Here is a 22,724-nt window from a genome sequence, read left to right as displayed (position 1 = left end):
ATACGCGCTGCATCAAAATGAGCACCGCCCAAAACGGTGTGAGGGAATAAAGATGGTCGAGTTCTTCACCAATACCAACCTTGGGATCGTTCTTGTGATCTTGGCGCAGTGTTTGCTGGTTCTGATCCCCCTGCTGCTGGCGCTGGCGTTTTTGATGTACGGCGACCGCAAGATCTGGGCTGCGGTTCAGATGCGCAAAGGGCCAAACGTCGTTGGTGCATTCGGTTTGCTGCAATCATTTGCCGATTTCTTGAAGTATATCGTCAAAGAAATCGTCGTGCCTGCGGGTGCAGACAAGTTCGTCTTTTTCCTCGCGCCGATGATTTCATTTGTCCTCGCCGTGGTTGCTTGGTCGGTCATTCCGTTTAACGACGGTTGGGTTCTGTCTGATATTAACGTTGCGATCCTGTTCGTCTTCGCTGTCTCCTCGCTCGAGGTTTACGGCGTGATTATGGGTGGTTGGGCGTCCAACTCGAAATACCCATTCCTTGGCTCATTGCGGTCTGCCGCGCAGATGATTTCTTACGAAGTCTCACTTGGCCTGATCATCATCGGTGTGATTATCTCGACCGGTTCTATGAACTTTGGCGACATCGTTGCGGCCCAAGACGGGAAGGGCGGATTGTTCAGCTGGTACTGGGTTGCGCACTTCCCAATGCTGTTCCTCTTCTTCATCTCGGCCTTGGCCGAAACCAACCGCCCGCCATTTGACCTTCCCGAAGCGGAATCAGAATTGGTTGCGGGTTATCAGGTTGAGTATTCATCCACACCATTCCTCTTGTTCATGATCGGTGAACTGATGGCTGTGGTGCTGATGTGTGCGCTGATTTCATTGCTGTTCTTTGGCGGTTGGCTGTCACCACTGCCGTTCCTGCCCGATGGCATCCTTTGGATGGTCCTCAAAATGGCGCTCTGCTTCTTTATGTTCTCGATGGTAAAGGCGATCACACCGCGCTACCGCTATGACCAACTGATGCGGATCGGCTGGAAAGTATTCCTGCCAATGTCACTCGCTTGGGTGGTTCTGGTGTCATTCCTTGCAAAATACGAAGTGCTCGGCGGCTTCTGGGCCCGCTGGACAATGGGAGGCTGATATGAGCCAAATGGATTACACCCGCGCTGCGAAATATTTCCTGCTTCAGGATTTCTATGTCGGTTTTAAACTGGGTTTGAAGTATTTCTTCTCGCCCAAGGCGACGTTGAACTACCCGCATGAAAAGGGGCCATTGAGCCCTCGTTTTCGTGGTGAGCACGCTTTGCGTCGTTATCCAAACGGTGAAGAGCGTTGTATCGCTTGTAAACTCTGCGAGGCGGTTTGCCCTGCGCAGGCGATCACCATTGATGCGGAACCTCGTGATGACGGTTCACGCCGTACGACACGTTATGACATCGACATGACCAAATGCATCTACTGCGGTTTCTGCCAAGAAGCTTGCCCAGTTGATGCGATTGTCGAAGGTCCGAATTTTGAATTCAGCACCGAAACCCGCGAAGAGCTTTATTATGATAAAGCAAAGCTGCTGGAAAACGGTGACCGTTGGGAAGCCGAGATTGCGCGCAATCTCGAACTCGACGCGCCGTATCGGTAAGGGGACAGAACGATGGGCGCTTGGGGCGTAGGATCACTGGACAATGACGGCAGCCAAGATTGGCTGACCGACTTTAGTGAATTTGGCGCGTCTGCTGCGACAGATATTCTTGATGCATGCTCTGATGCCATCGCGAGCGGTTATATCGACGGTGATATCGGCTCTGGGATCATTGCCTTGGCCGAAGTCGTTGCTGCCGCACTTGGTGCGATGGATGAGGATCTGTCTGATCAGCTCGAAGAGCCTGTCGAAAATCACAAAGACGCTTTGCTGGACGTGGACAATGTACAAGCCCGCACAAGCGAAGCAGTCGAAGCCGTGACATCTGATGCAGAAGCCTCTGAACTTTTTGACTTGTGGCAAGAAGCTGGCGAATTGGATGAATGGCTTAGCCAAGTTAACGCATTGCGCGCGAGGTTAGACGCCGCATGAGTGATCAAAACCCCTTTGAAGCCATGATGAAGATGGGCCAGGACTGGGCCAAGTCGATGAATGTCGACTTGGAAGCGTTCACGCCCAAGGGCTTTGAAAACCTTTGGCCGACGATGCCCAAAGAAACGATGGAGATGTTCTTTGGCAAAGGCGTCAACCCTGATGGGCTTGATGCCAAAACGCGTTTGTTGTTGACCCTTGCTGGGTTGACCGTACTGGGCGCGCAGGCCGAGGCACAAATCCGGTTGACCGTTAGGCATCTGACCGAAGCGGGCGCCACGAAACAGGAAATCGCTGAAACGATCGCCCAGATGGGTATGTTTGGCGGTGTACCTGCAATGAATAAGGCCATGCAATTGGCCAACGAAGTGTTGGAAAAGGACGAAACCGCATGAGTGTTTTCGCGTTCACATTCTATCTGTTTGCGATCACCACGGTCGTGGGTGGGTTGTTTACAGTCATTAGCCGGAACCCAGTGCACTCTGTGCTTTGGTTGATCCTTGCATTCCTGTCATCTGCGGGGCTGTTCGTCACGCTTGGTGCAGAGTTCGTGGCGATGCTGTTGATCATCGTTTACGTCGGCGCGGTCGCTGTTCTTTTCTTGTTTGTTGTCATGATGTTGGACGTCGACTTTGCCGAACTAAAGGCAGAGATGGCGAAATACATGCCGCTCGCTTTGTTGATTGGGATCGTGATCATCATGCAGCTGGCGCTGGCATTCGGCGTCTGGGGCTTTTCTGACGGTGTTACCGAGCGCGTTGCGGCACCGCAGGGTGACGCGAATAACACTGCGGCCCTCGGGATGCTGATTTACGACAAATACATCATGCTCTTCCAATTGGCTGGTTTGATCCTGCTGGTTGCGATGATCGGGGCGATTGTCCTGACACTTCGTCACCGCGTGGACATCAAGCGCCAAAACGTGATCGCGCAAATGCACCGTGATCCAGCGAAGGCAATGGAACTCAAAGACGTAAAACCGGGGCAGGGGCTATGATTGGACTTGAACATTATCTCGCGGTGGCTGCGGCCCTGTTTGTCATCGGCATCTTTGGTCTTTTCCTGAACCGAAAGAACGTGATCATCCTGCTGATGAGCATTGAATTGATGCTGCTGGCGGTGAACATCAACTTTGTCGCGTTCTCTAGCTATCTGAATGATCTGGTTGGTCAGGTCTTTACGCTTTTCGTTCTGACTGTTGCCGCCGCCGAGGCCGCGATTGGTCTGGCAATTCTTGTATGTTTCTTCCGTAACCGCGGAACCATCGACGTTGAAGACGTCAACGTGATGAAGGGCTAACGCAAATGGAAACCACCATCCTCTTTGCCCCGTTAGTGGGCGCGATTATTGGCGGCTTTGGTTGGAAGCTGATCGGCGAAACCGCCGCGCAGTGGATTACCACAGGCTTGCTATTCCTTGCGGCGTTCCTGTCGTGGATCGTATTCCTGTCGTTTGATGGCACGACCGAGACAATCCACATCCTGCGTTGGATCGAAAGCGGCACGCTGTCGACTGATTGGTCGATCCGTATGGACCGTCTGACCGCGATCATGTTGATCGTGATCACGACTGTTTCTGCGTTGGTGCACCTCTATTCATTCGGCTACATGGCGCATGATGAGCATTTCAGCGAAGGCCAGCACTACAAGGCCCGCTTCTTTGCGTATCTGTCGTTCTTTACCTTTGCGATGTTGATGCTGGTGACTTCTGACAACCTTGTTCAGATGTTCTTTGGCTGGGAAGGTGTGGGCGTTGCGTCATACTTGCTGATCGGTTTCTACTACAAAAAACCATCTGCTGGTGCTGCTGCGATCAAAGCGTTTGTTGTGAACCGTGTCGGTGACTTTGGTTTCGCGCTGGGTATCTTTGCACTGTATATGATGACGGATAGCATCCGCTTTGATGACATCTTTGCTGCTGTGCCGCACCTAGCGGAACAAAACCTGCATTTCCTTTGGAGAGACTGGTCCGCAACGAACCTGATTGCGATGCTTCTGTTCATCGGTGCGATGGGTAAGTCTGCGCAACTGATCTTGCACACTTGGTTGCCCGACGCGATGGAAGGTCCGACACCAGTGTCGGCGCTGATCCACGCAGCGACCATGGTTACTGCGGGTGTCTTCCTTGTTTGCCGTATGTCACCGCTGATGGAATATGCGCCGGAAACGACGAACTTCATCGTGTTCCTTGGTGCGACGACAGCATTCTTTGCTGCGACTGTTGGTCTGGTGCAGAACGACATCAAACGCGTCATTGCATATTCAACCTGTTCGCAGCTTGGCTATATGTTTGTGGCAGCTGGCGTTGGTGTTTATTCGGTCGCGATGTTCCACCTGCTGACACACGCGTTTTTTAAGGCAATGTTGTTCCTTGGTGCTGGTTCCGTGATCCACGGCATGCATCACGAACAAGATATGCGAAACTATGGCGGGCTACGCAAAAAGCTGCCCTATACGTTCTGGGCGATGATGATCGGAACGCTGGCGATCACGGGTGTCGGTATTCCGCTGACGCATTTCGGTTTCGCAGGTTTCTTGTCCAAAGACGCCGTGATCGAAAGCGCATACGCAGGTACTTCTGGTGGTTATGCTTTCTGGATGTTGGTGATCGCTGCATTCATGACAAGCTTCTACAGCTGGCGCCTGATGTTCATGACGTTCTACGGCGAACCGCGTGGTGACAAGCATACGCATGACCACGCGCATGAAAGCCCAACTGTTATGTTGATCCCGCTTGGCGTGCTTAGCCTTGGTGCGATCTTCTCGGGGATGCTTTGGTACAATTCGTTCTTTGGGGATCACCACAAAGTCGAAGTCTTCTTTGGGATCGCTCACGAAGAAACCCACGAAGAGGATCACGCAACAGGCTTTAGCCTGATTGCACCTGCATATGCTGAAACCGCGTCACATGATGCAGCAGAGGATGATCATGCTGCCGACGAAGGCCACGCCACTGCGGCTGTACCGGGGCAGGGCGCGATCCATATGGCGCCTGACAATCACGTCATGGATGATGCACACCACGCACCGAAATGGGTGAAGGTATCGCCATTCGTTGCGATGATCCTTGGCTTGGCTTTGGCTTATCTGATGTACATTCGTCGCCCCGATCTGCCGGCTAAATTGGCCAAGCAGCAGGCGCCGCTTTACAACTTCTTGCTCAACAAATGGTACTTTGATGAGCTGTACGACTTTATCTTCGTTCGTCCAGCAATGGCGATCGGGCGGTTCCTGTGGAAGCAGGGCGATACGAAACTAATCGACGGTGGGATTAACGGTTTGGCAATGGGCATCATTCCATTCTTCACAAAGCTCGCAGGACGTGCGCAGTCTGGCTATGTGTTCACTTATGCGCTGGCAATGGTCATAGGGATTGCGGTGCTGCTGACCTGGGTCACGATGACCGGGGGGGCAAACTAATGGGCAACATTCTATCGCTGACCACGTTTATCCCGCTATTGGGTGCTGTCATCCTTGCGCTTTTCCTGCGCGGTGATGACGCTGCCGCCCAGCGGAACGCCAAATGGGTCGCCATGGTGACCACATTGGTTACGTTCCTGACGTCGCTGTTCATCTTGTCGAACTTCAACCCTGACGACACCGGCTTCCAAATGGTCGAGACACGGTCTTGGCTTGCTGGCTTGCAGTACAAGATGGGTGTTGATGGTATCAGCATTCTGTTCGTGATGTTGACCACATTCCTAATGCCTCTTGTTATTGCGTCCTGCTGGAACGTCACAACGCGCGTCAAAGAATACATGATCGCTTTCTTGATCTTGGAAACTTTGATGTTGGGCGTGTTCATGGCGCTTGATCTGGTACTGTTCTACCTGTTCTTCGAGGCCGGCCTGATCCCGATGTTCCTGATCATCGGCATCTGGGGGGGCAAGAACCGGATCTATGCATCTTTCAAGTTCTTCCTATATACCTTCCTTGGCTCAGTGCTGATGCTGGTTGCGATGGTTGCGATGTTCTCGCAAGCGGGCACCACAGATATTCCGACACTGATGACATTCACGTTCGGGTCTGAAAACTTCAGCATCCTTGGCGTGCAGATCGTTGGTGGTATGCAGACTCTGCTATGGCTCGCGTTCTTTGCAAGCTTTGCTGTGAAAATGCCAATGTGGCCTGTGCACACATGGTTGCCAGATGCGCACGTTCAGGCGCCGACTGCTGGTTCGGTCGTGCTGGCGGCAATCCTTTTGAAGATGGGTGGTTACGGCTTCTTACGCTTCAGTCTGCCAATGTTCCCAATCGGGTCCGAGGTGATGGGGCCGCTGGTTCTATGGCTGTCCGCAATCGCGATCGTCTACACGTCGCTGGTCGCACTTGTCCAAGAAGACATGAAAAAGCTGATCGCCTATTCATCGGTAGCCCACATGGGTTACGTAACGATGGGCATCTTTGCTGTGAACCAACAGGGTATCGACGGTGCGATTTTCCAGATGATCAGCCACGGCTTTATCTCTGGCGCGTTGTTCCTTTGTGTTGGTGTGATCTATGACCGTATGCATACACGTGAAATCGACGCTTACGGTGGTCTGGTTAACCGGATGCCTGCATACGCGCTGATCTTTATGTTCTTCACGATGGCAAACGTTGGTCTGCCCGGCACATCTGGCTTTATCGGCGAATTCTTGGTTCTGGTTGGTATCTTCCAAGTGAACACTTGGGTTGCTGCTATCGCGACAACTGGTGTTATCTTCTCGGCGGCTTATGCGCTGTGGCTGTACCGCCGCGTTGTGATGGGTGACCTGATCAAGGAAAGCCTGAAGACAATCTCTGACATGACCAAGCGTGAAAAGGTGATCTTTGTCCCACTGGTTGTCATGACCCTGCTGCTGGGTGTTTACCCTGCTCTGGTTCTGGACATCATCGGGCCAAGCGTTGCTGCGCTGGTTGAAAATTACGAAACGGCTGTGGCGGGGTTTGAAACCGTCGGCCAAGTTGCGTCGCATTAAGGAACGGATGACATGATTTCCGCAGATATCCAAATCGTCATGCCTGAAATCCTGCTGGCAGTTTATGCCATGCTGGCCCTTCTTGGCGCTGTATACACAACCAAAGACAAGATGGCGTCACTGCTGACTTGGACGACCTCTGGTTTGTTCGTTTTGCTGGCCCTTTGGATCGGCATGAACGGGCAGGGCACTCAAACAGCCTTTGACGGCATGTTCAACGACGACGCTTTTGCGCGTTTCGCGAAGGTCACAATCCTGCTGTCCGCTGCAGCGGTACTCGTGATGTCCGAAGCCTATATGAAACGCCGTGGTCTGCTGCGTTTTGAGTACCCAATTCTGGTTGCACTTGCTGTGGTCGGGATGATGGTCATGGTGTCAGCTGGTGACCTGATGGCGCTTTACATGGGGCTAGAGCTGCAATCGCTTTCACTCTACGTCGTGGCATCGCTACGCCGTGATAGCGTGAAATCAACCGAAGCAGGGCTGAAGTACTTTGTTCTGGGTGCGCTTTCATCTGGTCTACTGCTATACGGCGCATCGCTGACCTACGGTTTCGCAGGTACCACACTATTCAGCGGCATCATCGAAGCAACTGCACATCACCCATCACTAGGTCTGTTGTTCGGGATCGTCTTCTTGCTGGCTGGTTTCGCGTTCAAAGTATCTGCAGCACCATTTCACATGTGGACCCCAGATGTTTACGAAGGCTCGCCAACGCCTGTAACTGCGTTCTTCGCGACGGCCCCAAAGGTTGCTGCGATGGCATTGTTTGCGCGCGTTGTGCATGACGCGTTCGGCGATATCGTTAGCGAATGGCAGCAGATCGTGGCGTTCTTGGCTGTTGTGTCCATGTTCCTTGGCGCGATTGCAGCGATCGGTCAAAAAGACATCAAACGTCTGATGGCTTATTCTTCTATTGCGCATATGGGCTTTGCTTTGATGGGCCTGGCTGCTGGTACTGCGCTGGGTGTGCAGGCGATGCTGATCTACATGGCGATCTACGTCACCATGAACGTTGGTACATTCGCGTTTATCCTTGGGATGGAACGTGATGGTCGCCCGGTTACGTCGATTGAAAGCCTTAAGATGTATTCAAAGCGTCAGCCGTTACGCGCGCTTGCAATGTTGGTGCTGATGTTCAGCCTTGCTGGCGTGCCGCCAATGGTTGGCTTCTTCGGTAAGTTCTATGTGTTGCGTGCAGCATATGACGCGGGCCTTGGCTGGTTGGCTGTGGCTGGCGTGATCGCATCCGTGATCGGTGCGTTCTACTATCTGCGCATCGTTTACTACATGTACTTCGGCGAAGAGACTGACGCGCTTGACGGTAAGATGAACCCAGTTCTTTGGACATTCCTGATGGCCTCTGCACTGATCATGCTGGTTGGCGTCGTGAACCTTTTCGGAATCGAACCAATGGCCGCAAGCGCGGCAGCAGCGCTTGTCCACTGACGGAACGCACGCGCATTGGCCCGCGGGCTATGGGCGTGTGATCCACGATAGTGTGGATAGCACAATGGCCGAGGCTGCGCGCCTCGCGCCAACTTTAGAACAACCCACTTGGATTATGGCCCGCACCCAAACCGCTGCACGCGGTCGGCGCGGGCGTCCGTGGATCGTTCCCACCGGAAACTTAAACGCGACTTTGGTTTTTAAACCGGACTGTAGCCCGGCCGACGCGGCAAAGCGGTCTTTCCTTGCCGCGAACGCACTTCAAGCGGCGCTCGCGATTTATGTCCAACCAGAAAAACTTGCGCTGAAGTGGCCTAATGATGTGCTGCTTTCGGGCGGAAAAGTCGCTGGCATTTTGCTCGAAAGTAGCGGGCAGGGTGGAGTTGTTGACTGGCTGTCGATTGGGATCGGCGTGAATCTGGCCCATACACCGGACGGCGTGACAGACGCGGCCTTTGCCCCAACGAGCCTACGTGCCGCTGGTGGCTGGGATGTAGACCCAAAAAATTTTCTATCTGTTCTTGCTGATGCCTACGCCACGCAAGAAGAGAAACTGCGGACGATCGGCTTTGCACGCATCCGCGACGACTGGTTATCCAAGGCCGCCCGCCTAGGAGAAGTCATCACCGCTCGCACGGGCAGGGAAGAGATCACCGGCTTGTTTGAGACGGTTGATCTGGATGGCAATCTTGTTTTGCAAACAGCGCAAGGGCCGCGGGTTATTCCCGCCGCCGATGTCTATTTCTGATAAGGGGACGCCTCATGCTTTTGGCAATTGATTGCGGCAACACCAATACCGTGTTTTCGATCTGGGACGGCAAATCGTTTATTGCGACTTGGCGTACCAGCACCGAGTGGCAGCGTACTGCGGATCAATACTATGTCTGGCTGTCCACGCTGATGGAATTCCAAAAGATCGACGTGGCCATCAACGAGGTGATCATCAGCTCGACTGTGCCGCGCGTGGTGTTTAACTTGCGCGTGTTGTCGGATCGCTATTTCAATTGCAGACCGCTTGTCGTCGGCAAACCTGATTGCCTGCTGCCCCAACCACCACGCGTTGATGAAGGCACGCAAGTTGGACCCGACCGCGTTGTTAACGCCGCTGGCGCATTTGATCGCCACGGTGGCAACCTGATCGTCGTCGATTTCGGCACCGCGACCACCTTTGATGTCGTCGACACTGACGGGGCCTATGTTGGCGGTGTCATCGCACCGGGCGTGAACCTGAGCCTTGAGGCACTGCACAATGCGGCGGCTGCCTTGCCACATGTCGACATTTCGAAACCTCAAAGCGTTGTGGGTACAAATACTGTTGCCTGTATGCAATCTGGGGTCTTTTGGGGTTACATCGGCCTAGTCCGCGAGATATGTGCGCGGATCAAAGCAGAACGTGGCGTCCCGATGCAGGTCATCTCGACCGGGGGGCTTGCGCCCTTGTTCCAACAGGCCGAAAACCTGTTCGACGCGTTCGAAGACGACCTGACGATGCACGGCCTGACCGTCATCCACAAATACAACAAGGATAACACATGACCGACCGCCTGATTTACCTGCCTCTTGGGGGCGCCGGCGAGATCGGCATGAACGCTTATGTCTACGGATATGGCGCACCGGGTAAGGAACGGCTGATCGTGGTCGACTTGGGCGTTACATTCCCTGACATGGACGGGACACCGGGCGTAGACCTCATCCTGCCCGACATTGCGTGGCTCAAAGAGCGTAAGGCACAGATCGAAGGTATCTTCATCACACACGCACACGAAGACCACGTCGGTGCGATCGGTCATTATTGGGAAGATCTGGGCGCACCAGTCTATGCACGCCCATTCACCGCGAATATTGCCCGCCGCAAGTTGGGCGAACACGGTCTGCCAGATAGCGTTGTGAACGTCGTGGATATTTACCCGCAGGTGATCAATTGCGGGCCGTTCAAAGTGTCTTACCTGCCAATCAGCCACTCTATTCCAGAAAGCGCTGGTTTGTTGATTGATACGCCAGATGGCCGCGTGCTGCATTCGGGTGATTTTAAAATCGACGAAACCCCAGTGGTAGGCGACCCGTGGAACGCAGCACTTTGGGAGGAAGTATCCAAGGATGGCGTTAAGGCACTTGTCTGCGATAGTACGAACATCTTTTCTAATGCACCCGGGCGGTCCGAGGCCACAATCGGTGATGCAATCGCTGACATGATGAAAGAGGCGACAGGGATGGTCGTTGCGACAACCTTCGCTTCGAATATCGCACGTTTGAAAACGCTGGCAATCGCCGCGCAAAAAGGCGGCCGCTCTGTCGTGCTGCTTGGCCGTGCGATGCGCCGCATGGTAGAAGCTGCCACCGAAGTGGGCATCCTGAAAGGCTTCCCGCCAGTCGTATCTCCCGAAGACGCGCTGAACATGCCGCGTGAGAACGTGATGCTGTTGGTGACCGGATCCCAAGGCGAACGCCGTGCCGCATCCGCGCAGCTTGCCCAAGGGTCATATCTGGGCTTGAAGCTAAAGGAAGGGGATACCTTCCTGTTCTCATCCAAGACTATTCCCGGGAATGAACGCGGTGTAATCCGTATCATGAACCAGCTGTCTGAACTGGGCGTTGATGTGATCGACGATGCGGGTGGCAAATACCACGTGTCGGGCCACGCGAACCGCCCTGATCTGGAAACCATGCACCAGATCGTTAAGCCTCAAATCCTGATCCCAATGCATGGCGAACACCGCCATCTGCGTGAACATGTGAAGGTTGGTAATGCAGCTGGGCTAACAGGCATTGTCGCCGTCAACGGTATGATGATCGACCTGTCAGGCAACGCACCTAAGGTCGCTGAATATATCGATACAGGTCGGACATATCTCGATGGCACAGTGCAGATAGGCGCAATGGATGGCATCGTGCGCGACCGCATCCGCATGGCGTTGAACGGCCACATGATTGTGACGCTCATCATCGACGAAAACGACGAGCCACTGGGCGATCCATGGGTCGAAATCTCGGGCCTTGCCGAAACAGGCCGCAACAACGCCGCCTTGGTCGAAGTCGTCGAAGAAGACCTGAGCCAATTTATCAACCGTGCAAACGCCAAAACCCTGCGTGACGAAGTGAAGCTGGAAAAAGAGCTAAGAACAATCGCACGTCGCTCCGCCCAAGGCGAGATCGGCAAAAAGCCAGAAGTGACGGTGATTGTATCGCGGTTGGGCTGAGTTCGTGAAATGGGTGGGTTCTAGAGCCCACCCTGCGATCATCGGTCAGCGCGTGGTCGTAAATAGTTCATGCAATAATGCAGATTCTATCTTAGTCGTAATGGGCCAAGCGGAATTTTGATGGTTATGTTCAGGCCAAGTTAATTGTACTCGGAAGAATAGACCCTCTAAGCTTTCACGGGCAACGATCACTTCGTCAGTGCAATCCATTTTTGCGACAACAACTAGTTGGTCTAGATGCTGCGCTAGTAATTGAGGCTACCCAACTTCATTTCTAAGTTGATTGGTCAGAAGCGTCGACAGATCGGTGTCGACACTCGACCAATCCGACGCATCTGGAATATTGAGTAGAAGGCGCTCGGGGAGGGGTATCAACCCTTCGCTCGTTCCTCAAAGCTGAGTGCGATAAACGCTGGTGTATCGTCGCCCATACCTACGATCGCGGGACCATTGTCACGCGGTTGGTTGCGGCCGCGGTTACTGCGAGGGCGCTCTTCGCGTGGCTTTTGTTCGCGCTGAGGCTTTTCTTCGGGTTTCGGTGCGTCGGCTTTTACTTCGGGCTTTGCGTCTTCGCTCTTTGTATCCGATTTGCGGCTGCGTGATCGGCGTACGCGTTTTGGCTTTTCGCCGTCTTCGCCTGCCTCTGGGGCAGTTGCAGGGGCAGGGGCCGCCTTTGTCGGGATATTCAGACGTGGAATTTCTTCTTTGACGAGGTCTTCGACAGCCGCGAGGTTCTTTTCATCGCGTGACACGCAAATCATGATCGCGGTGCCAGTACGCCCAGCACGGCCCGTACGGCCAATGCGGTGAACATAGTCTTCGGCGTGGCTAGGCACATCAAAGTTGAATACATGCGTCACGGCAGGAATATCGAGGCCTCGCGCCGCAACATCTGATGCCACAAGGAACCGCAGCTTGTTGTCACGGAACGCTTCGAGCGTGCGTGTCCGGTGGGCCTGATCCAAGTCACCGTGGATCGGCGCGGCCTCATAACCGTATTTGTTCAGTGATTTTGCAACGATATCGACGTCCGACTTGCGGTTGCAGAAGATAATCGCGTTGGTGCAGCTATCGCCTTCTTCGTCGATCAGGGCACGCAGAAGGGCGCGTTTTTCGGACGGCCCTTTACGTTTGTCAGACCCTTTGAACACCACAACACCCTGTTTGATGTTCGTATTTGTCGTCGCGGCGCGGGCCACTTCGACCTTAGCAGGGTTCGACAGGAACGTGTTGGTGATCCGTTCGATTTCAGGCGCCATGGTGGCCGAGAAGAACAGTGTCTGGCGGGTAAACGGCGTGCGTTTAAAGATTTCTTCGATATCAGGGATGAAACCCATGTCGAGCATACGGTCAGCCTCGTCCACGACCATGATTTTTACATCAGTCAGGATCAATTTGCCGCGCTCTAGATGGTCAAGCAGGCGACCGGGGGTCGCGATTAGGACGTCCACACCTTTGTCGATCAGCTTGTCTTGGTCTTTGAATGACGTGCCGCCGATCAGCAGGGCCTTGGTCAGTTTGGTGTATTTCGCGTAGGCGTCAAAGTTTTCTGCAACTTGCGCTGCCAGTTCCCGTGTGGGTGCCAACACCAGCGAGCGGGGCATACGTGCTCGTGCGCGCCCACGGCCCAGAAGGGTGATCATCGGAAGTGTGAAGCTTGCGGTTTTCCCGGTGCCGGTTTGCGCGATCCCCAGAACATCGCGCCCTTCAAGAGCAGGAGGAATAGCACCCGCCTGAATAGGGGTCGGTGTTTCGTAGCCAGTTTCGGCGACAGCTTTCAGAACCTTGGCGTCAAGGTTCAAGTCTGAGAATTTCGTCATGTGCGTCCTAAGTGTGCGGGTTCGATCCGCATATGTGAGAGGACGCGATTTTCCGAGCGCCCCGGCGTCGACGATCAATATCGTCAAGGAGGCGGATACCTAAAATAAGGCTAAGGGTCAAGCGATGGCCCAGATTGCGGGCCTAAGGGGCGCGGTCGCTCGGTTTCAGGATTTTACGATGACTGCGTTTTCTAGAACAGCGGCGTTCCATGTTTGAGGATCAAGCACGGGCTTCATATCCCCGCGCAGGGTAATGCGTGTGCCTTCCTCAAGCGCTGGGATCGGTGTTTCTAAAGAAACTTGCACGCTCGCACCATGGCTTGGGTCACCGCAGAACGGGCAGAAACCCATGTCAGATACAAGAATAAGCTCGCTTATCTCAGAACCCGGCGTGATCGGCATGACGTAGCCGGTCAAAACCATGCCTTCCCGGCCATCTTTGATCTCTGACGGGAATGTCTTAGTCACGGTATAGGATGTGTCAGTGACGACCTCATCAACCGTGATGCCGCGCAATAGATCCCAGTCATCGGCCCAAACGGCAGTTGTTACCGTAGAAAGTGCAACGGTGAGGGCAGTGGTGCTTACGTTTTTCATATTAGGCTCATGCTGAATACGTTGGATTAGCTTAACGCGTTACTATGAAAATGGAATAACTGAATGCGACTATGGCAGTGGGGCAATCTTTCGCCAAGTCACTATTCTGTGCGCGCCGTATTTGGCGCGCACAGAATTTATACCATCATCTCTTTGGTCGCGGTCAGTTCAACATCGGGGTAGTCGCGCCCAACGCGGTCGATGTCCCATTGCAGACGTGTGAGGAACACTGTGTCCCCGTCGTTGTCTGTCGCGATGTGCTGCTTGTTTGCGTTGGCGAATTTATCGACGGCATCTTTCTTGCCCGACACCCAACGCGCGGAGGTGAATTGCGATTGCTCAAAGCGAACTGGTAGCCCGTATTCCATCTCGATCCGGCTAGCGAGGACTTCGAACTGAAGCGCACCAACAACCCCAACGATGAAACCAGACCCAAAGGTTGGTTTGAACACTTTTGCCGCGCCTTCTTCTGCAAATTGCATCAGCGCCTTTTCTAGGTGCTTGGCTTTCATCGGGTCGCCAGCACGGCACGACTGAAGAAGTTCAGGCGCGAATGAAGGAATGCCCGATACGCGAATTTCTTCACCTTCGGTCAATGTGTCACCAATGCGTAGCTGTCCGTGGTTCGGAATACCGATAATATCACCAGCCCACGCTTCCTCGGCCAATTCACGGTCAGCGGCAAGGAACAGGACAGGGTTGCTGATCGCCATCTGCTTTTTGGTGCGCACATGCGTCAGCTTCATGCCGCGTTCAAAGTGGCCAGATGCGAGACGAACAAAAGCAACGCGGTCCCGGTGTTTTGGGTCCATGTTCGCTTGAACTTTGAACACGAATCCTGTGACTTTGGTTTCTTCGGGGGCGATGTTGCGCGGCTGCGCGGATTGAATTTGCGGTTCTGGGCCGTAGGTGGCCAAGCCGTCCATCAATTCCTTAACTCCGAAAGAGTTCATCGCAGACCCAAACCAGATAGGTGTCATTGAACCGTTCAGCAACGCCTCTGGATCAAGTGTTGGCAGTAATTCCTTGGCCATCTCGATTTCTTCGAGGAACTTTTCAAGCAGGTGCGCAGGGACGTGTTCCGCCAATTTGGGGTCGTCCAATCCGCTGATCTGGATGCTTTCGGCAATCTTGTTCCGATCCGCGCGGTCCATCAGTTCGAGCTTGTCACGCAAAATATCATAGCATCCGATGAATTCACGACCGACACCAATTGGCCAAGACGCAGGTGTGACATCAATCGCAAGGTTTTCTTGGATTTCGTCAATAATCTCGAATGTATCGCGGCTTTCGCGGTCCATTTTGTTACAAAAGGTCAAGATCGGCAGGTCGCGCAAACGGCAAACTTCGAACAGTTTTTGCGTTTGGCTCTCAACACCTTTGGCGCCATCGATCACCATGACCGCAGCATCGACCGCCGTCAGTGTCCGATAGGTATCTTCTGAGAAGTCAGAGTGACCGGGCGTGTCAACAAGGTTGAACCGGTACTTGCCGAAATCAAACGACATCGCTGATGCCGAAACCGAAATCCCGCGGTCCTTTTCCATCTGCATAAAGTCGGACCGGGTCCGTCGTGCTTCGCCTTTTGCGCGCACCTGACCCGCCATTTGAATGGCGCCACCATACAAAAGGAATTTTTCGGTCAAGGTCGTCTTACCAGCATCCGGGTGCGAGATGATCGCAAAGGTGCGGCGGCGGGCAATTTCTGCGGGCAGTTCAGGGCGATTTGTCATGGCAGATGCTTTATGCGTTTGCAGAACAAAGGGCAATCCACACAGCGCTTAACGATTGCTTTGGGATTGCATTTTAGAAGTGCAGCCATGAGTGCCTCTAAGCTTTTGATAATCTGCGCTTTGGTCCTGCTCTCCGCCTGCGGCGGCGGTGGAGGAGGCGAAGACCCCGTTAGCCCCGTTGATGAGCGCCTTGCGCGTCTTGACGATTATGCGGTGCTGAACTTGCGTGTGCTGGGTGATCCGGACGGGATGACGCCAACGCCAGTTGCGGCAGTACCAGACACCGGAACTGCAGTGTTCGGCGGGTTCGCCACGATCCGCGTTGAACGTCCGGGCCAGGATCTGGTGTTGTACGGCGATACAACGGTGTCGATTGATTTTAGTGATAATTCTGTCGACGGTACGATGGATCGCTTTTTTGGCACGGACGCAACGGGCAGTGTGGTCGACTATAGCGGGGTGATTGCCATCGATAGTGGGGCATTCAACGAAGGGCTATGGCTCGGGTACGCTGGTGTGCTGGCCCATGGCGCAGATGAACTAGTTTTTGACGGAACAATGATGGGGGGCTTCTTGGGGAACCCATTGGCCGCGATTTCCGCTGCGGATTTAGAATCTGCGGTCGTCTACAATGGCGAAGTCATCGACGCGACGGTGATCATCGTAGGGGAGGTCGGAACCTAACCTCTGTCATTGAGTAGATGTCGTGATGGCCTGTTTCGGTGCCGAAAACCAAAGGGCATTATCCCGTCGATGCACGGCGCAGCAGGTTTGCGGCATTTGCTTTTGGAACCAGATTTCCCTGAATTTCGTAGTTTTGGTGATTGCGCGGCGCATGGTTTTGCAGCCCACCACCTTGCGCGAACGCGCCGCGGCTGCGCTGATCCACCAGATGGGATTCGGCTGCGATACCTTCTGCGAAGATGATGTAATGCTCATCAAAAACCAGCTGAAAGTAGTCCACGAACCCGCCTTTGCGGCGTGCCACTGTGGCATTGTCGATCAGATGGCGGGCTTTGATCAAAACTTCGGCACGACCCGCACCAAGATAGTCTTGACGCTGATAGACCAATAGGCGGTGGTCTGGTCGCAAGACAAGATCGTTTTCGTTGTGCAGTGCGCCTTTGGTGATCACGACAGGGGCAAATCGGCCCGTCGCACGCAGCGTACACTGGCCGATCATCTTGATAGGTTGCTTGCCGCTATCACGGGTGAGTACTTGATCGCCTGCAACCAGTTCCTCGATTGGGCGCATGGTGCCGTTGCCCATCGTGATCAAAGTACCTCGCGCGAATGATCCGCCTGCGGCTTGGGCGAATTGCGTTGTCGCCGCGTGGCGTTCAATGCCGATCAATCGGTAATCTGTGGCTGGTGCAAAATCACCAAGAGGCAGGACATAGATCGCCTCTGCAATGTCGTTCGCGACCTCAACAAGAATCAGCGCCTCATGCGTGCCGCCATCAGGGGCGATTAGAGTAAGGCAGCTATCGATGTGGACTAAGTTATGCGCGCCATTAGTCCGTCGCAGTGCTTCGCCGTCATCGCTTAGTTCAAGGTCACGGCTGCGGGCTGAAGCGTGCAGTTGGTAAAGATCGTCCATGACCAAATCATCAGCAAACGAAAGTGTGTCACCGATGCGCACACCATCAGTGGCCGTGAAATCTTCGGCCATGTAAACATCAACACTAAGTATATGGTCGCTCATGTTTTCCTAGCTACACCCTGTGGGGCGCGAATGGAATAGACCCTATTGGGGAGCGGTGGTAGTACGTTAGGATATCTTACTCGGAGGGAACACATGGATCTTGGCATCAAAGGTAAACGCGCGCTTGTCTGCGCTTCGTCAAAAGGACTGGGGCGCGGCTGTGCCGAGGCGCTCGCAGAAGCAGGCGTTGATCTGGTACTGAACGCACGCGGCGCAGAAGCGCTTGAGGCGACAGCGGCTGATATCCGCAGCAAATACGGCGTCTCCGTCACGACTGTCGCTGCCGATGTTTCCACCGAAGAGGGGCGTTCTGCATTGCTCGCTGCCGCAGGTGAAGTCGATATTTTGGTAAATAACGCTGGTGGTCCGCCTCCGGGCGTGTGGTCTGACTGGGATCGCGATGATTTCATTGCGGCATTGGACGCGAATATGCTTGCGCCGATTGCCCTGATGAAAGCGCTGATGCCCGGCATGATTAATCGTGGCTGGGGACGTGTTGTGAACATCACATCTGGATCCGTCAAAGCACCAATCCCACAATTGGGTCTTTCAAATTCGGCCCGTGCCGGTTTGACCGGTTATGTCGCAGGTACATCGCGTCAGGTCGCGCAACATGGTGTGAATATCAACAACTTGTTACCCGGCATTCACGCCACGGATCGTGCCGCCAGCCTCGACTCAGGCGTGGCTAAGGCGCAAGGCATCGACATGGCATCTGCCAAGGCGCAGCGCGAAGCAACGATCCCAGCCCGCCGTTATGGCACTGCTGCAGAATTCGGCGCAGCCTGTGCGTTCCTGTGTTCGCAGCATTCTGGCTTTATTGTGGGTCAGAACCTTGTTGTTGATGGCGGCGCGATTAACGCGACGATCTGATGGCACAGGGGTTCAGCCTAAAAGACCAGCTGTTCAATGCGGACACTGTTGGACTGTTAGGCGATCACTTTCAAAAGGCGGGCGTCTTTGATGCCGCCCCCTTTGTGGCCGATGTGTTGGCGCAGATGGGGCCGCTTGAGCTAAAAGAGCGGATCAACCTCATTGCCGACGTTCTGGCAGGATATCTTCCCAATGATTTTGAGGCTGCGGCTGATGCGATTATTTCGGCATTGCCGCCCGCATTGGACCCAACGAAAACTGACGGTGACTTTGGGCATTTCATTTACGCGCCATTGGGTGTGTACGTTGAAACGTATGGGATTGCAGCTCACCACAGTCTCAGCCTCGACTTGCTAGAGCAGCTCACCCAGCGATTTTCGATGGAATTCTCAATTCGCGCGTTTTTGAACAACCACGAGGGTGCGACTCTAGAGCGAATGCAGGACTGGTTAAGGCACGATAGCTACCACGTGCGGCGCTTAGTGTCCGAAGGCACCCGGCCCAAGCTGCCATGGGGGAAGGGGATTGGGCTGACGCAGGATCAAACCTTGCCGTTATTGGATCAGTTATATTCAGACCAAACCCGGTTTGTGACGCGGTCAGTTGCTAATCATCTGAACGACATCACGAAAAAGGACGGTGGGGCTGTCATCGAACGGCTTGCTGCGTGGCAAGATGCTGGCGGACAGGCCGAGGCAGAGCTGGATTGGATGCGCAAACATGCGTTACGTGGGCTAATTAAGGCCGGTGATCCAGATGCTATGCTGCATTTGGGGTATCGACCTGATGCGCCAATGAATGTTACCGCGTTTGGTATCCTGCCTGAGAACGTTCAGATTGATGACACCGTCGAAATATCACTGGAACTCACGGCAGCCGAGGATGCCCCGTTAATCATTGATTATGTGATCGACTTTGTGAAATCGAACGGCAAGACGGCACCAAAGGTGTTTAAGCTCAAGCAGCTAAATGCCAAGGCCGGTAAGGCCGTTGCGATCAGCAAGAAGCACAAGTTCAAAGGCGATGCGACCACGTTTCGGTTGTATCCGGGCGCACACCGCATCCATTGCCAAGTGAACGGGCGTATACTGCAAAGCCTTGATTTTGATTTGCGCTAAGCTTGCTCTGGCACGCGTTGCTTGCTAGGTGCTGGAAACCAAAATGTTTCAGTCAGGGATAAATCCCCCTTTATGTCAGTCCCCCGTCTAGAGATTAAGAATATCGTCAAACGTTTTGGTGGTCGTCAGGTTGTGGATGATGTGAGCCTTACGGTCATGCCGGGGCAGGTGACCTGCCTATTGGGGCCATCTGGTTGCGGCAAATCAACGACGCTTCGCATCATCGCGGGTGTCGAAATGCAAGACAGCGGCACGATCCATGTCGATGGTCAGCTCGTGTGCGACACCGTATATCGGGTTCCGCCCGAAGGCCGTTCGATTGGATTGATGTTCCAAGACTTCGCGCTGTTCCCACACCTCACGGTTGGTCAGAACGTCGCCTTCGGTCTGAAAAAGGGACGCGAAGCAGGGCAGCGCGTTCAAGAGCTTTTGTCCAAAGTCGGGATGGCGCGCTATATCGACGACTATCCGCACCAGCTTTCGGGTGGTGAACAGCAACGTGTTGCGCTTGCGCGCGCGTTGGCCCCGCGACCGCGGATCATGCTAATGGATGAGCCATTTTCGGGCCTCGATGATCGTCTACGTGATGATATCCGTGATGAAACTTTGGAAGTTCTCAAGGACGAAGGCACCGCAGTCCTGCTGGTCACGCATGAGCCGGGAGAAGCGATGCGCATGGCGGATGAAATCGCCTTGATGCGTGATGGTCAGATCGTGCAGCAAGGTGCGCCTTACAACATCTACAACTCTCCTGTAGATTTAAAGGCGGCAGCTTTTTTTAGTGATATCAATGTGATCAAAGGCGAAGTTCAGGGGGCATTGACCGATACTCCCTTCGGCGAATTCCTTGCGCCCGGCGTGCCGGACGGCACGGTCGTTGATATCGTGATCCGCCCACAGCATTTAAAAATCGACTTTGACCGTGGGGGTGTCGGACCCAATCCGACATCTGTAGATGGCACTGCTGCACGCGGTGTTGTTGAACGCGCGCGGTTCGTTGGTGCGTCAAGCTTAGTTGAATTCCGGATGGATTATGATGGGTCGATTTTGAAGGCGACAGTCCCGTCGGTTTTCTTGCCGAAACCCGGAACGCCACTGTGGCTGATGATCCGGCGCGATCGGTGCTTTGTGTTTCCACAGACTTAATTTCGTTAGGACTGATTGATCCTTGCCGCGCGTCCGCCGCGCCGCTTGGTAACTCTACCCGCCCGATCCGGTAGCTCGCTCATCACTGTGCGCCGTGCATCATCTGTCATGCTTGACCATGCACCGATCTCATCCATGCTGCGCAAGCATCCGGTGCACAGTCTGCTTTCGGGGTGAATGACGCATATCTTGATGCAAGGGCTTTCGATTTCATCGCGTGCCCAGATGTGGTCTGTGTTGTCTGGTTTGGTCACGATGCGGTCCTTAGGTGGCCAAGTCGGTCAAGCATACCTTGCAAGATATAACCTGCGGCCACGTGATCAATGACTTCGCCGCGACGTTTGCGTGATGTGTCAGCCTCTAGCAGGGCGCGTTCGGCGGCTACGGTGGATAGGCGCTCATCCCAGAATGTGATGGGCAAATCGGTTAGCCGTTCAAGGTTGCGGGCAAATGCGCGTGTCGCCTGACAGCGTGGCCCTTCGGACCCGTCCATGTTCATCGGAAGCCCTAGTACGAGCCCGTTGATCTCGCGTGCTGTTGTGATCTCAAGTAGTTTTGCCGCGTCGACGCCAAATTTTTTACGCTTGATCGTTTCAAGCGGGGTGGCGACGCCGCGCATCAGGTCTGACACGGCGACGCCAATCGTGACGGTCCCCAAGTCGAGCCCCGCGATGGCCCCGAAATCGGGGATAGCGGCGGCGAATTCTTGTGGGGTTTCGCAAATCATTCAAGTATTCCTGCTTGTTCGGCTGCATTGCGCAGCACTTCCATCGCTGCCGCGTTTGCGCCAAAGACCTCTTGCGCCTCGACCCAGATGCCGCGCGCAGCGTCTTGGTCGCCCAATACACCATAAGCCGTGATCAGGCGCGCCCAATCTGACGGTGGTCCGCCTTCGTTTGCCAAACGCTCGGACAGGCCGGCGACCATGCCGCCGATCATTGCGTCACGGTCGGCTTGTGACATGTCTTGGGCGTTTTCAATATCGGCTGCTGATGGGCCGCGAACTTCTGGTAGCGTATAGTCGATGCCTGCGCGGAATGCCGCATCTTCGATTTGTGATCGTGCCGATGCGACGTGGAAATTCTGCGGGTCGCCGTTTTCAGCAATGTCGCGCCATAGTCGATATGCGAAATCGGGGCGGTCTGTTTGGTTGTACAGTGCACCAAGATAGTATCGCGCCGCGATGTTCTGTTCGTCCTTACCCAAAATCTGGCGGATCGTTTTCTCCGCCTCGGGCGAGATCAGGCCATTGGCCGCTGCGACCTGCAGGTCGACAAGGCGCTGTTGGTCTTCGGTTGTTGCAGCGTCAGCAAGGATGCCGATCAGGTGTTCTTGGGCACGTGCGGCGGCGGCAAAGTTGCGCAACTCGGCCTCGTGAAATGCAAGACGTGACCATGCCTCTGGATCATCGGGGCGGGCAGGGGCGATGACCCGCAGTTTGGCAATGGCATCAAGGTATTCTTGGGGGGCGTCAACGGGCGGAGCCACTGGTGCCCCGGCTTCTAGCTCTGCCTGCGAGGGCCGGTTGGCCCGCATTTCCTTGCTTGCGGCAAGGCGTGCATCTAGCGGTAGATCGTCATAGCCCGGCGCGCCAAGGTTCCAGTACACACCAAACGCCATCAACCCCATCAATGCCACGATGCCGTAAGTCAGAAGTGGATTCGTTTTGTTCGTCTTATACGCCGGGGGTTCGGCCTTGCTTGCGGCCAGCAAGCGGCGCGCGACTTCGGCGCGGGCGCGCTCGGCCTCATCCGCAGGTAAAACACCGCGTTCAAGGTCGCGGGCGATTTCGCTAAGTTGCGCTTTGTAAACTGCGACATCGGGATTTTCGACATTTGCCGATGGCGTACGCATCATTGGCGCGGCCAATATACCTGCCACGCCCAAGGTCAAAATCGCACAAATTAGCCAAAATAACATTCGTATCCACCCTTCAGAGTCATGATGACATACCTGTCGCGTCCCGTGCTGGAAAGGGGGCTGCGACGTCGTGGCATTCTTGTGTAAATGTCCTATGTCGTAAAATGTCAGCCAGACGCCGCACACAGTATCCTCTTGGCACCGCGAAGCGTCCAGATAGGATGCAAGCCAAAGATCCGACCAAA

Annotated in this window: 23 protein-coding genes; 16 read left to right on the top strand and 7 right to left on the bottom strand. The window is 54.4% G+C overall.

Features of this window, described 5'->3' with window-relative positions; translation table 11 throughout:
* Positions 1–52: 52 nt before the first annotated feature.
* The 12 genes from nuoH to ACHUEV_RS01605 are packed head-to-tail and all read left to right on the top strand — an operon-like array spanning position 53 to position 11,627.
* Positions 53–1,093, top strand: a complete 1,041-nt coding sequence (gene nuoH / locus ACHUEV_RS01660) for an NADH-quinone oxidoreductase subunit NuoH (RefSeq protein WP_394177330.1) — start codon at positions 53–55, stop codon at positions 1,091–1,093.
* A 1-nt stretch (position 1,094) separates the two neighbouring features.
* Complete coding sequence (nuoI, locus tag ACHUEV_RS01655) at positions 1,095–1,589, top strand: NADH-quinone oxidoreductase subunit NuoI (protein ID WP_394177329.1); 495 nt, start codon at positions 1,095–1,097, stop codon at positions 1,587–1,589.
* 12 nt (positions 1,590–1,601) lie between these two features.
* The gene (locus ACHUEV_RS01650) at positions 1,602–2,021 is read left to right on the top strand and encodes a DUF4259 domain-containing protein (protein ID WP_394177328.1); all 420 of its coding nucleotides are present in this window, start codon (positions 1,602–1,604) and stop codon (positions 2,019–2,021) included.
* Positions 2,018–2,416, top strand: a complete 399-nt coding sequence (locus tag ACHUEV_RS01645) for a carboxymuconolactone decarboxylase family protein (protein ID WP_394177327.1) — start codon at positions 2,018–2,020, stop codon at positions 2,414–2,416. Before ACHUEV_RS01650 ends, ACHUEV_RS01645 begins: the two co-directional genes overlap by 4 nt.
* On the top strand, positions 2,413–3,018 hold the full coding sequence (locus tag ACHUEV_RS01640; RefSeq protein WP_394177326.1) for an NADH-quinone oxidoreductase subunit J: 606 nt from the start codon (positions 2,413–2,415) through the stop codon (positions 3,016–3,018). The genes ACHUEV_RS01645 and ACHUEV_RS01640 overlap by 4 nt, the downstream gene beginning before the upstream one ends.
* On the top strand, positions 3,015–3,320 hold the full coding sequence (nuoK, locus tag ACHUEV_RS01635; RefSeq protein WP_106353662.1) for an NADH-quinone oxidoreductase subunit NuoK: 306 nt from the start codon (positions 3,015–3,017) through the stop codon (positions 3,318–3,320). Before ACHUEV_RS01640 ends, nuoK begins: the two co-directional genes overlap by 4 nt.
* A 5-nt stretch (positions 3,321–3,325) precedes the next feature.
* On the top strand, positions 3,326–5,440 hold the full coding sequence (nuoL, locus tag ACHUEV_RS01630) for an NADH-quinone oxidoreductase subunit L (protein ID WP_394177325.1): 2,115 nt from the start codon (positions 3,326–3,328) through the stop codon (positions 5,438–5,440).
* Positions 5,440–6,981 carry an NADH-quinone oxidoreductase subunit M gene (locus tag ACHUEV_RS01625; protein WP_394177324.1) on the top strand — a complete coding sequence of 514 codons (1,542 nt, stop codon included), beginning with the start codon at positions 5,440–5,442 and terminating at the stop codon, positions 6,979–6,981. Before nuoL ends, ACHUEV_RS01625 begins: the two co-directional genes overlap by 1 nt.
* Before the next feature lie 12 nt (positions 6,982–6,993).
* Positions 6,994–8,430 carry an NADH-quinone oxidoreductase subunit NuoN gene (gene nuoN / locus ACHUEV_RS01620; RefSeq protein ID WP_394177323.1) on the top strand — a complete coding sequence of 479 codons (1,437 nt, stop codon included), beginning with the start codon at positions 6,994–6,996 and terminating at the stop codon, positions 8,428–8,430.
* Complete coding sequence (locus ACHUEV_RS01615; RefSeq protein ID WP_394177322.1) at positions 8,420–9,178, top strand: biotin--[acetyl-CoA-carboxylase] ligase; 759 nt, start codon at positions 8,420–8,422, stop codon at positions 9,176–9,178. Before nuoN ends, ACHUEV_RS01615 begins: the two co-directional genes overlap by 11 nt.
* 14 nt (positions 9,179–9,192) lie before the next feature.
* Positions 9,193–9,966: a type III pantothenate kinase gene (locus ACHUEV_RS01610; protein ID WP_394177321.1), complete on the top strand. Its 774-nt coding sequence runs from the start codon at positions 9,193–9,195 to the stop codon at positions 9,964–9,966.
* Positions 9,963–11,627 carry a ribonuclease J gene (locus tag ACHUEV_RS01605; RefSeq protein WP_394177320.1) on the top strand — a complete coding sequence of 555 codons (1,665 nt, stop codon included), beginning with the start codon at positions 9,963–9,965 and terminating at the stop codon, positions 11,625–11,627. The genes ACHUEV_RS01610 and ACHUEV_RS01605 overlap by 4 nt, the downstream gene beginning before the upstream one ends.
* Positions 11,628–11,998: 371 nt before the next feature.
* Here the strand turns inward: ACHUEV_RS01605 and ACHUEV_RS01600 are convergent, their stop codons facing one another.
* The 3 genes from ACHUEV_RS01600 to ACHUEV_RS01590 all read right to left on the bottom strand — a co-directional run bounded on the left by ACHUEV_RS01600 (position 11,999) and on the right by ACHUEV_RS01590 (position 15,777).
* Positions 11,999–13,447, bottom strand: coding sequence for a DEAD/DEAH box helicase (locus ACHUEV_RS01600; RefSeq protein WP_394177319.1), 1,449 nt, complete (start codon positions 13,445–13,447; stop codon positions 11,999–12,001).
* A gap of 165 nt (positions 13,448–13,612) precedes the next feature.
* Positions 13,613–14,044, bottom strand: coding sequence for a hypothetical protein (locus ACHUEV_RS01595; protein WP_394177318.1), 432 nt, complete (start codon positions 14,042–14,044; stop codon positions 13,613–13,615).
* 137 nt (positions 14,045–14,181) lie between these two features.
* Complete coding sequence (locus ACHUEV_RS01590) at positions 14,182–15,777, bottom strand: peptide chain release factor 3 (protein ID WP_394177317.1); 1,596 nt, start codon at positions 15,775–15,777, stop codon at positions 14,182–14,184.
* An 87-nt stretch (positions 15,778–15,864) separates the two neighbouring features.
* Here ACHUEV_RS01590 and ACHUEV_RS01585 point away from each other — a divergent pair, with 87 nt between their 5' ends.
* A complete protein-coding gene (locus ACHUEV_RS01585) occupies positions 15,865–16,461 on the top strand; it encodes a hypothetical protein (RefSeq protein ID WP_394177316.1) in 597 nt (198 codons plus the stop codon).
* Positions 16,462–16,519: 58 nt separating this feature from the next.
* On the opposite strand, the gene ACHUEV_RS01580 is transcribed toward ACHUEV_RS01585, so the two are convergent.
* A complete protein-coding gene (locus ACHUEV_RS01580) occupies positions 16,520–17,482 on the bottom strand; it encodes a Hint domain-containing protein (protein WP_394177315.1) in 963 nt (320 codons plus the stop codon).
* Positions 17,483–17,575: 93 nt separating this feature from the next.
* Between ACHUEV_RS01580 and ACHUEV_RS01575 the strand changes: the two genes are divergently transcribed.
* From ACHUEV_RS01575 to ACHUEV_RS01565, 3 genes are all read left to right on the top strand, one after another.
* Positions 17,576–18,355 (top strand): SDR family oxidoreductase, encoded by a 780-nt coding sequence (locus ACHUEV_RS01575; RefSeq protein ID WP_394177314.1) that lies wholly within the window; start codon positions 17,576–17,578, stop codon positions 18,353–18,355.
* Positions 18,355–19,473 (top strand): hypothetical protein, encoded by a 1,119-nt coding sequence (locus ACHUEV_RS01570; protein ID WP_394177313.1) that lies wholly within the window; start codon positions 18,355–18,357, stop codon positions 19,471–19,473. Before ACHUEV_RS01575 ends, ACHUEV_RS01570 begins: the two co-directional genes overlap by 1 nt.
* A gap of 72 nt (positions 19,474–19,545) precedes the next feature.
* Positions 19,546–20,619 carry an ABC transporter ATP-binding protein gene (locus tag ACHUEV_RS01565; protein WP_394177312.1) on the top strand — a complete coding sequence of 358 codons (1,074 nt, stop codon included), beginning with the start codon at positions 19,546–19,548 and terminating at the stop codon, positions 20,617–20,619.
* 5 nt (positions 20,620–20,624) lie between these two features.
* Here ACHUEV_RS01565 and ACHUEV_RS01560 read toward each other — a convergent pair whose 3' ends face one another.
* From ACHUEV_RS01560 to ccmI, 3 genes are read right to left on the bottom strand one after another with little or no spacing between them, the layout of a single operon-like run.
* Positions 20,625–20,873, bottom strand: coding sequence for a DUF1289 domain-containing protein (locus ACHUEV_RS01560; protein ID WP_394177311.1), 249 nt, complete (start codon positions 20,871–20,873; stop codon positions 20,625–20,627).
* Positions 20,870–21,346, bottom strand: coding sequence for a Holliday junction resolvase RuvX (gene ruvX / locus ACHUEV_RS01555; RefSeq protein WP_394177309.1), 477 nt, complete (start codon positions 21,344–21,346; stop codon positions 20,870–20,872). The genes ACHUEV_RS01560 and ruvX overlap by 4 nt, the downstream gene beginning before the upstream one ends.
* Positions 21,343–22,539: a c-type cytochrome biogenesis protein CcmI gene (ccmI, locus tag ACHUEV_RS01550; RefSeq protein ID WP_394177307.1), complete on the bottom strand. Its 1,197-nt coding sequence runs from the start codon at positions 22,537–22,539 to the stop codon at positions 21,343–21,345. The genes ruvX and ccmI overlap by 4 nt, the downstream gene beginning before the upstream one ends.
* Between the last annotated feature and the right edge of the window lie 185 nt (positions 22,540–22,724).

The organism is Yoonia maritima, assembly GCF_043641945.1.
Classification (GTDB): domain Bacteria; phylum Pseudomonadota; class Alphaproteobacteria; order Rhodobacterales; family Rhodobacteraceae; genus Yoonia; species Yoonia maritima_B.
Note: the sequence above shows the minus strand (reverse complement) of the source record. Positions and strands in the feature narration are given on the sequence as shown.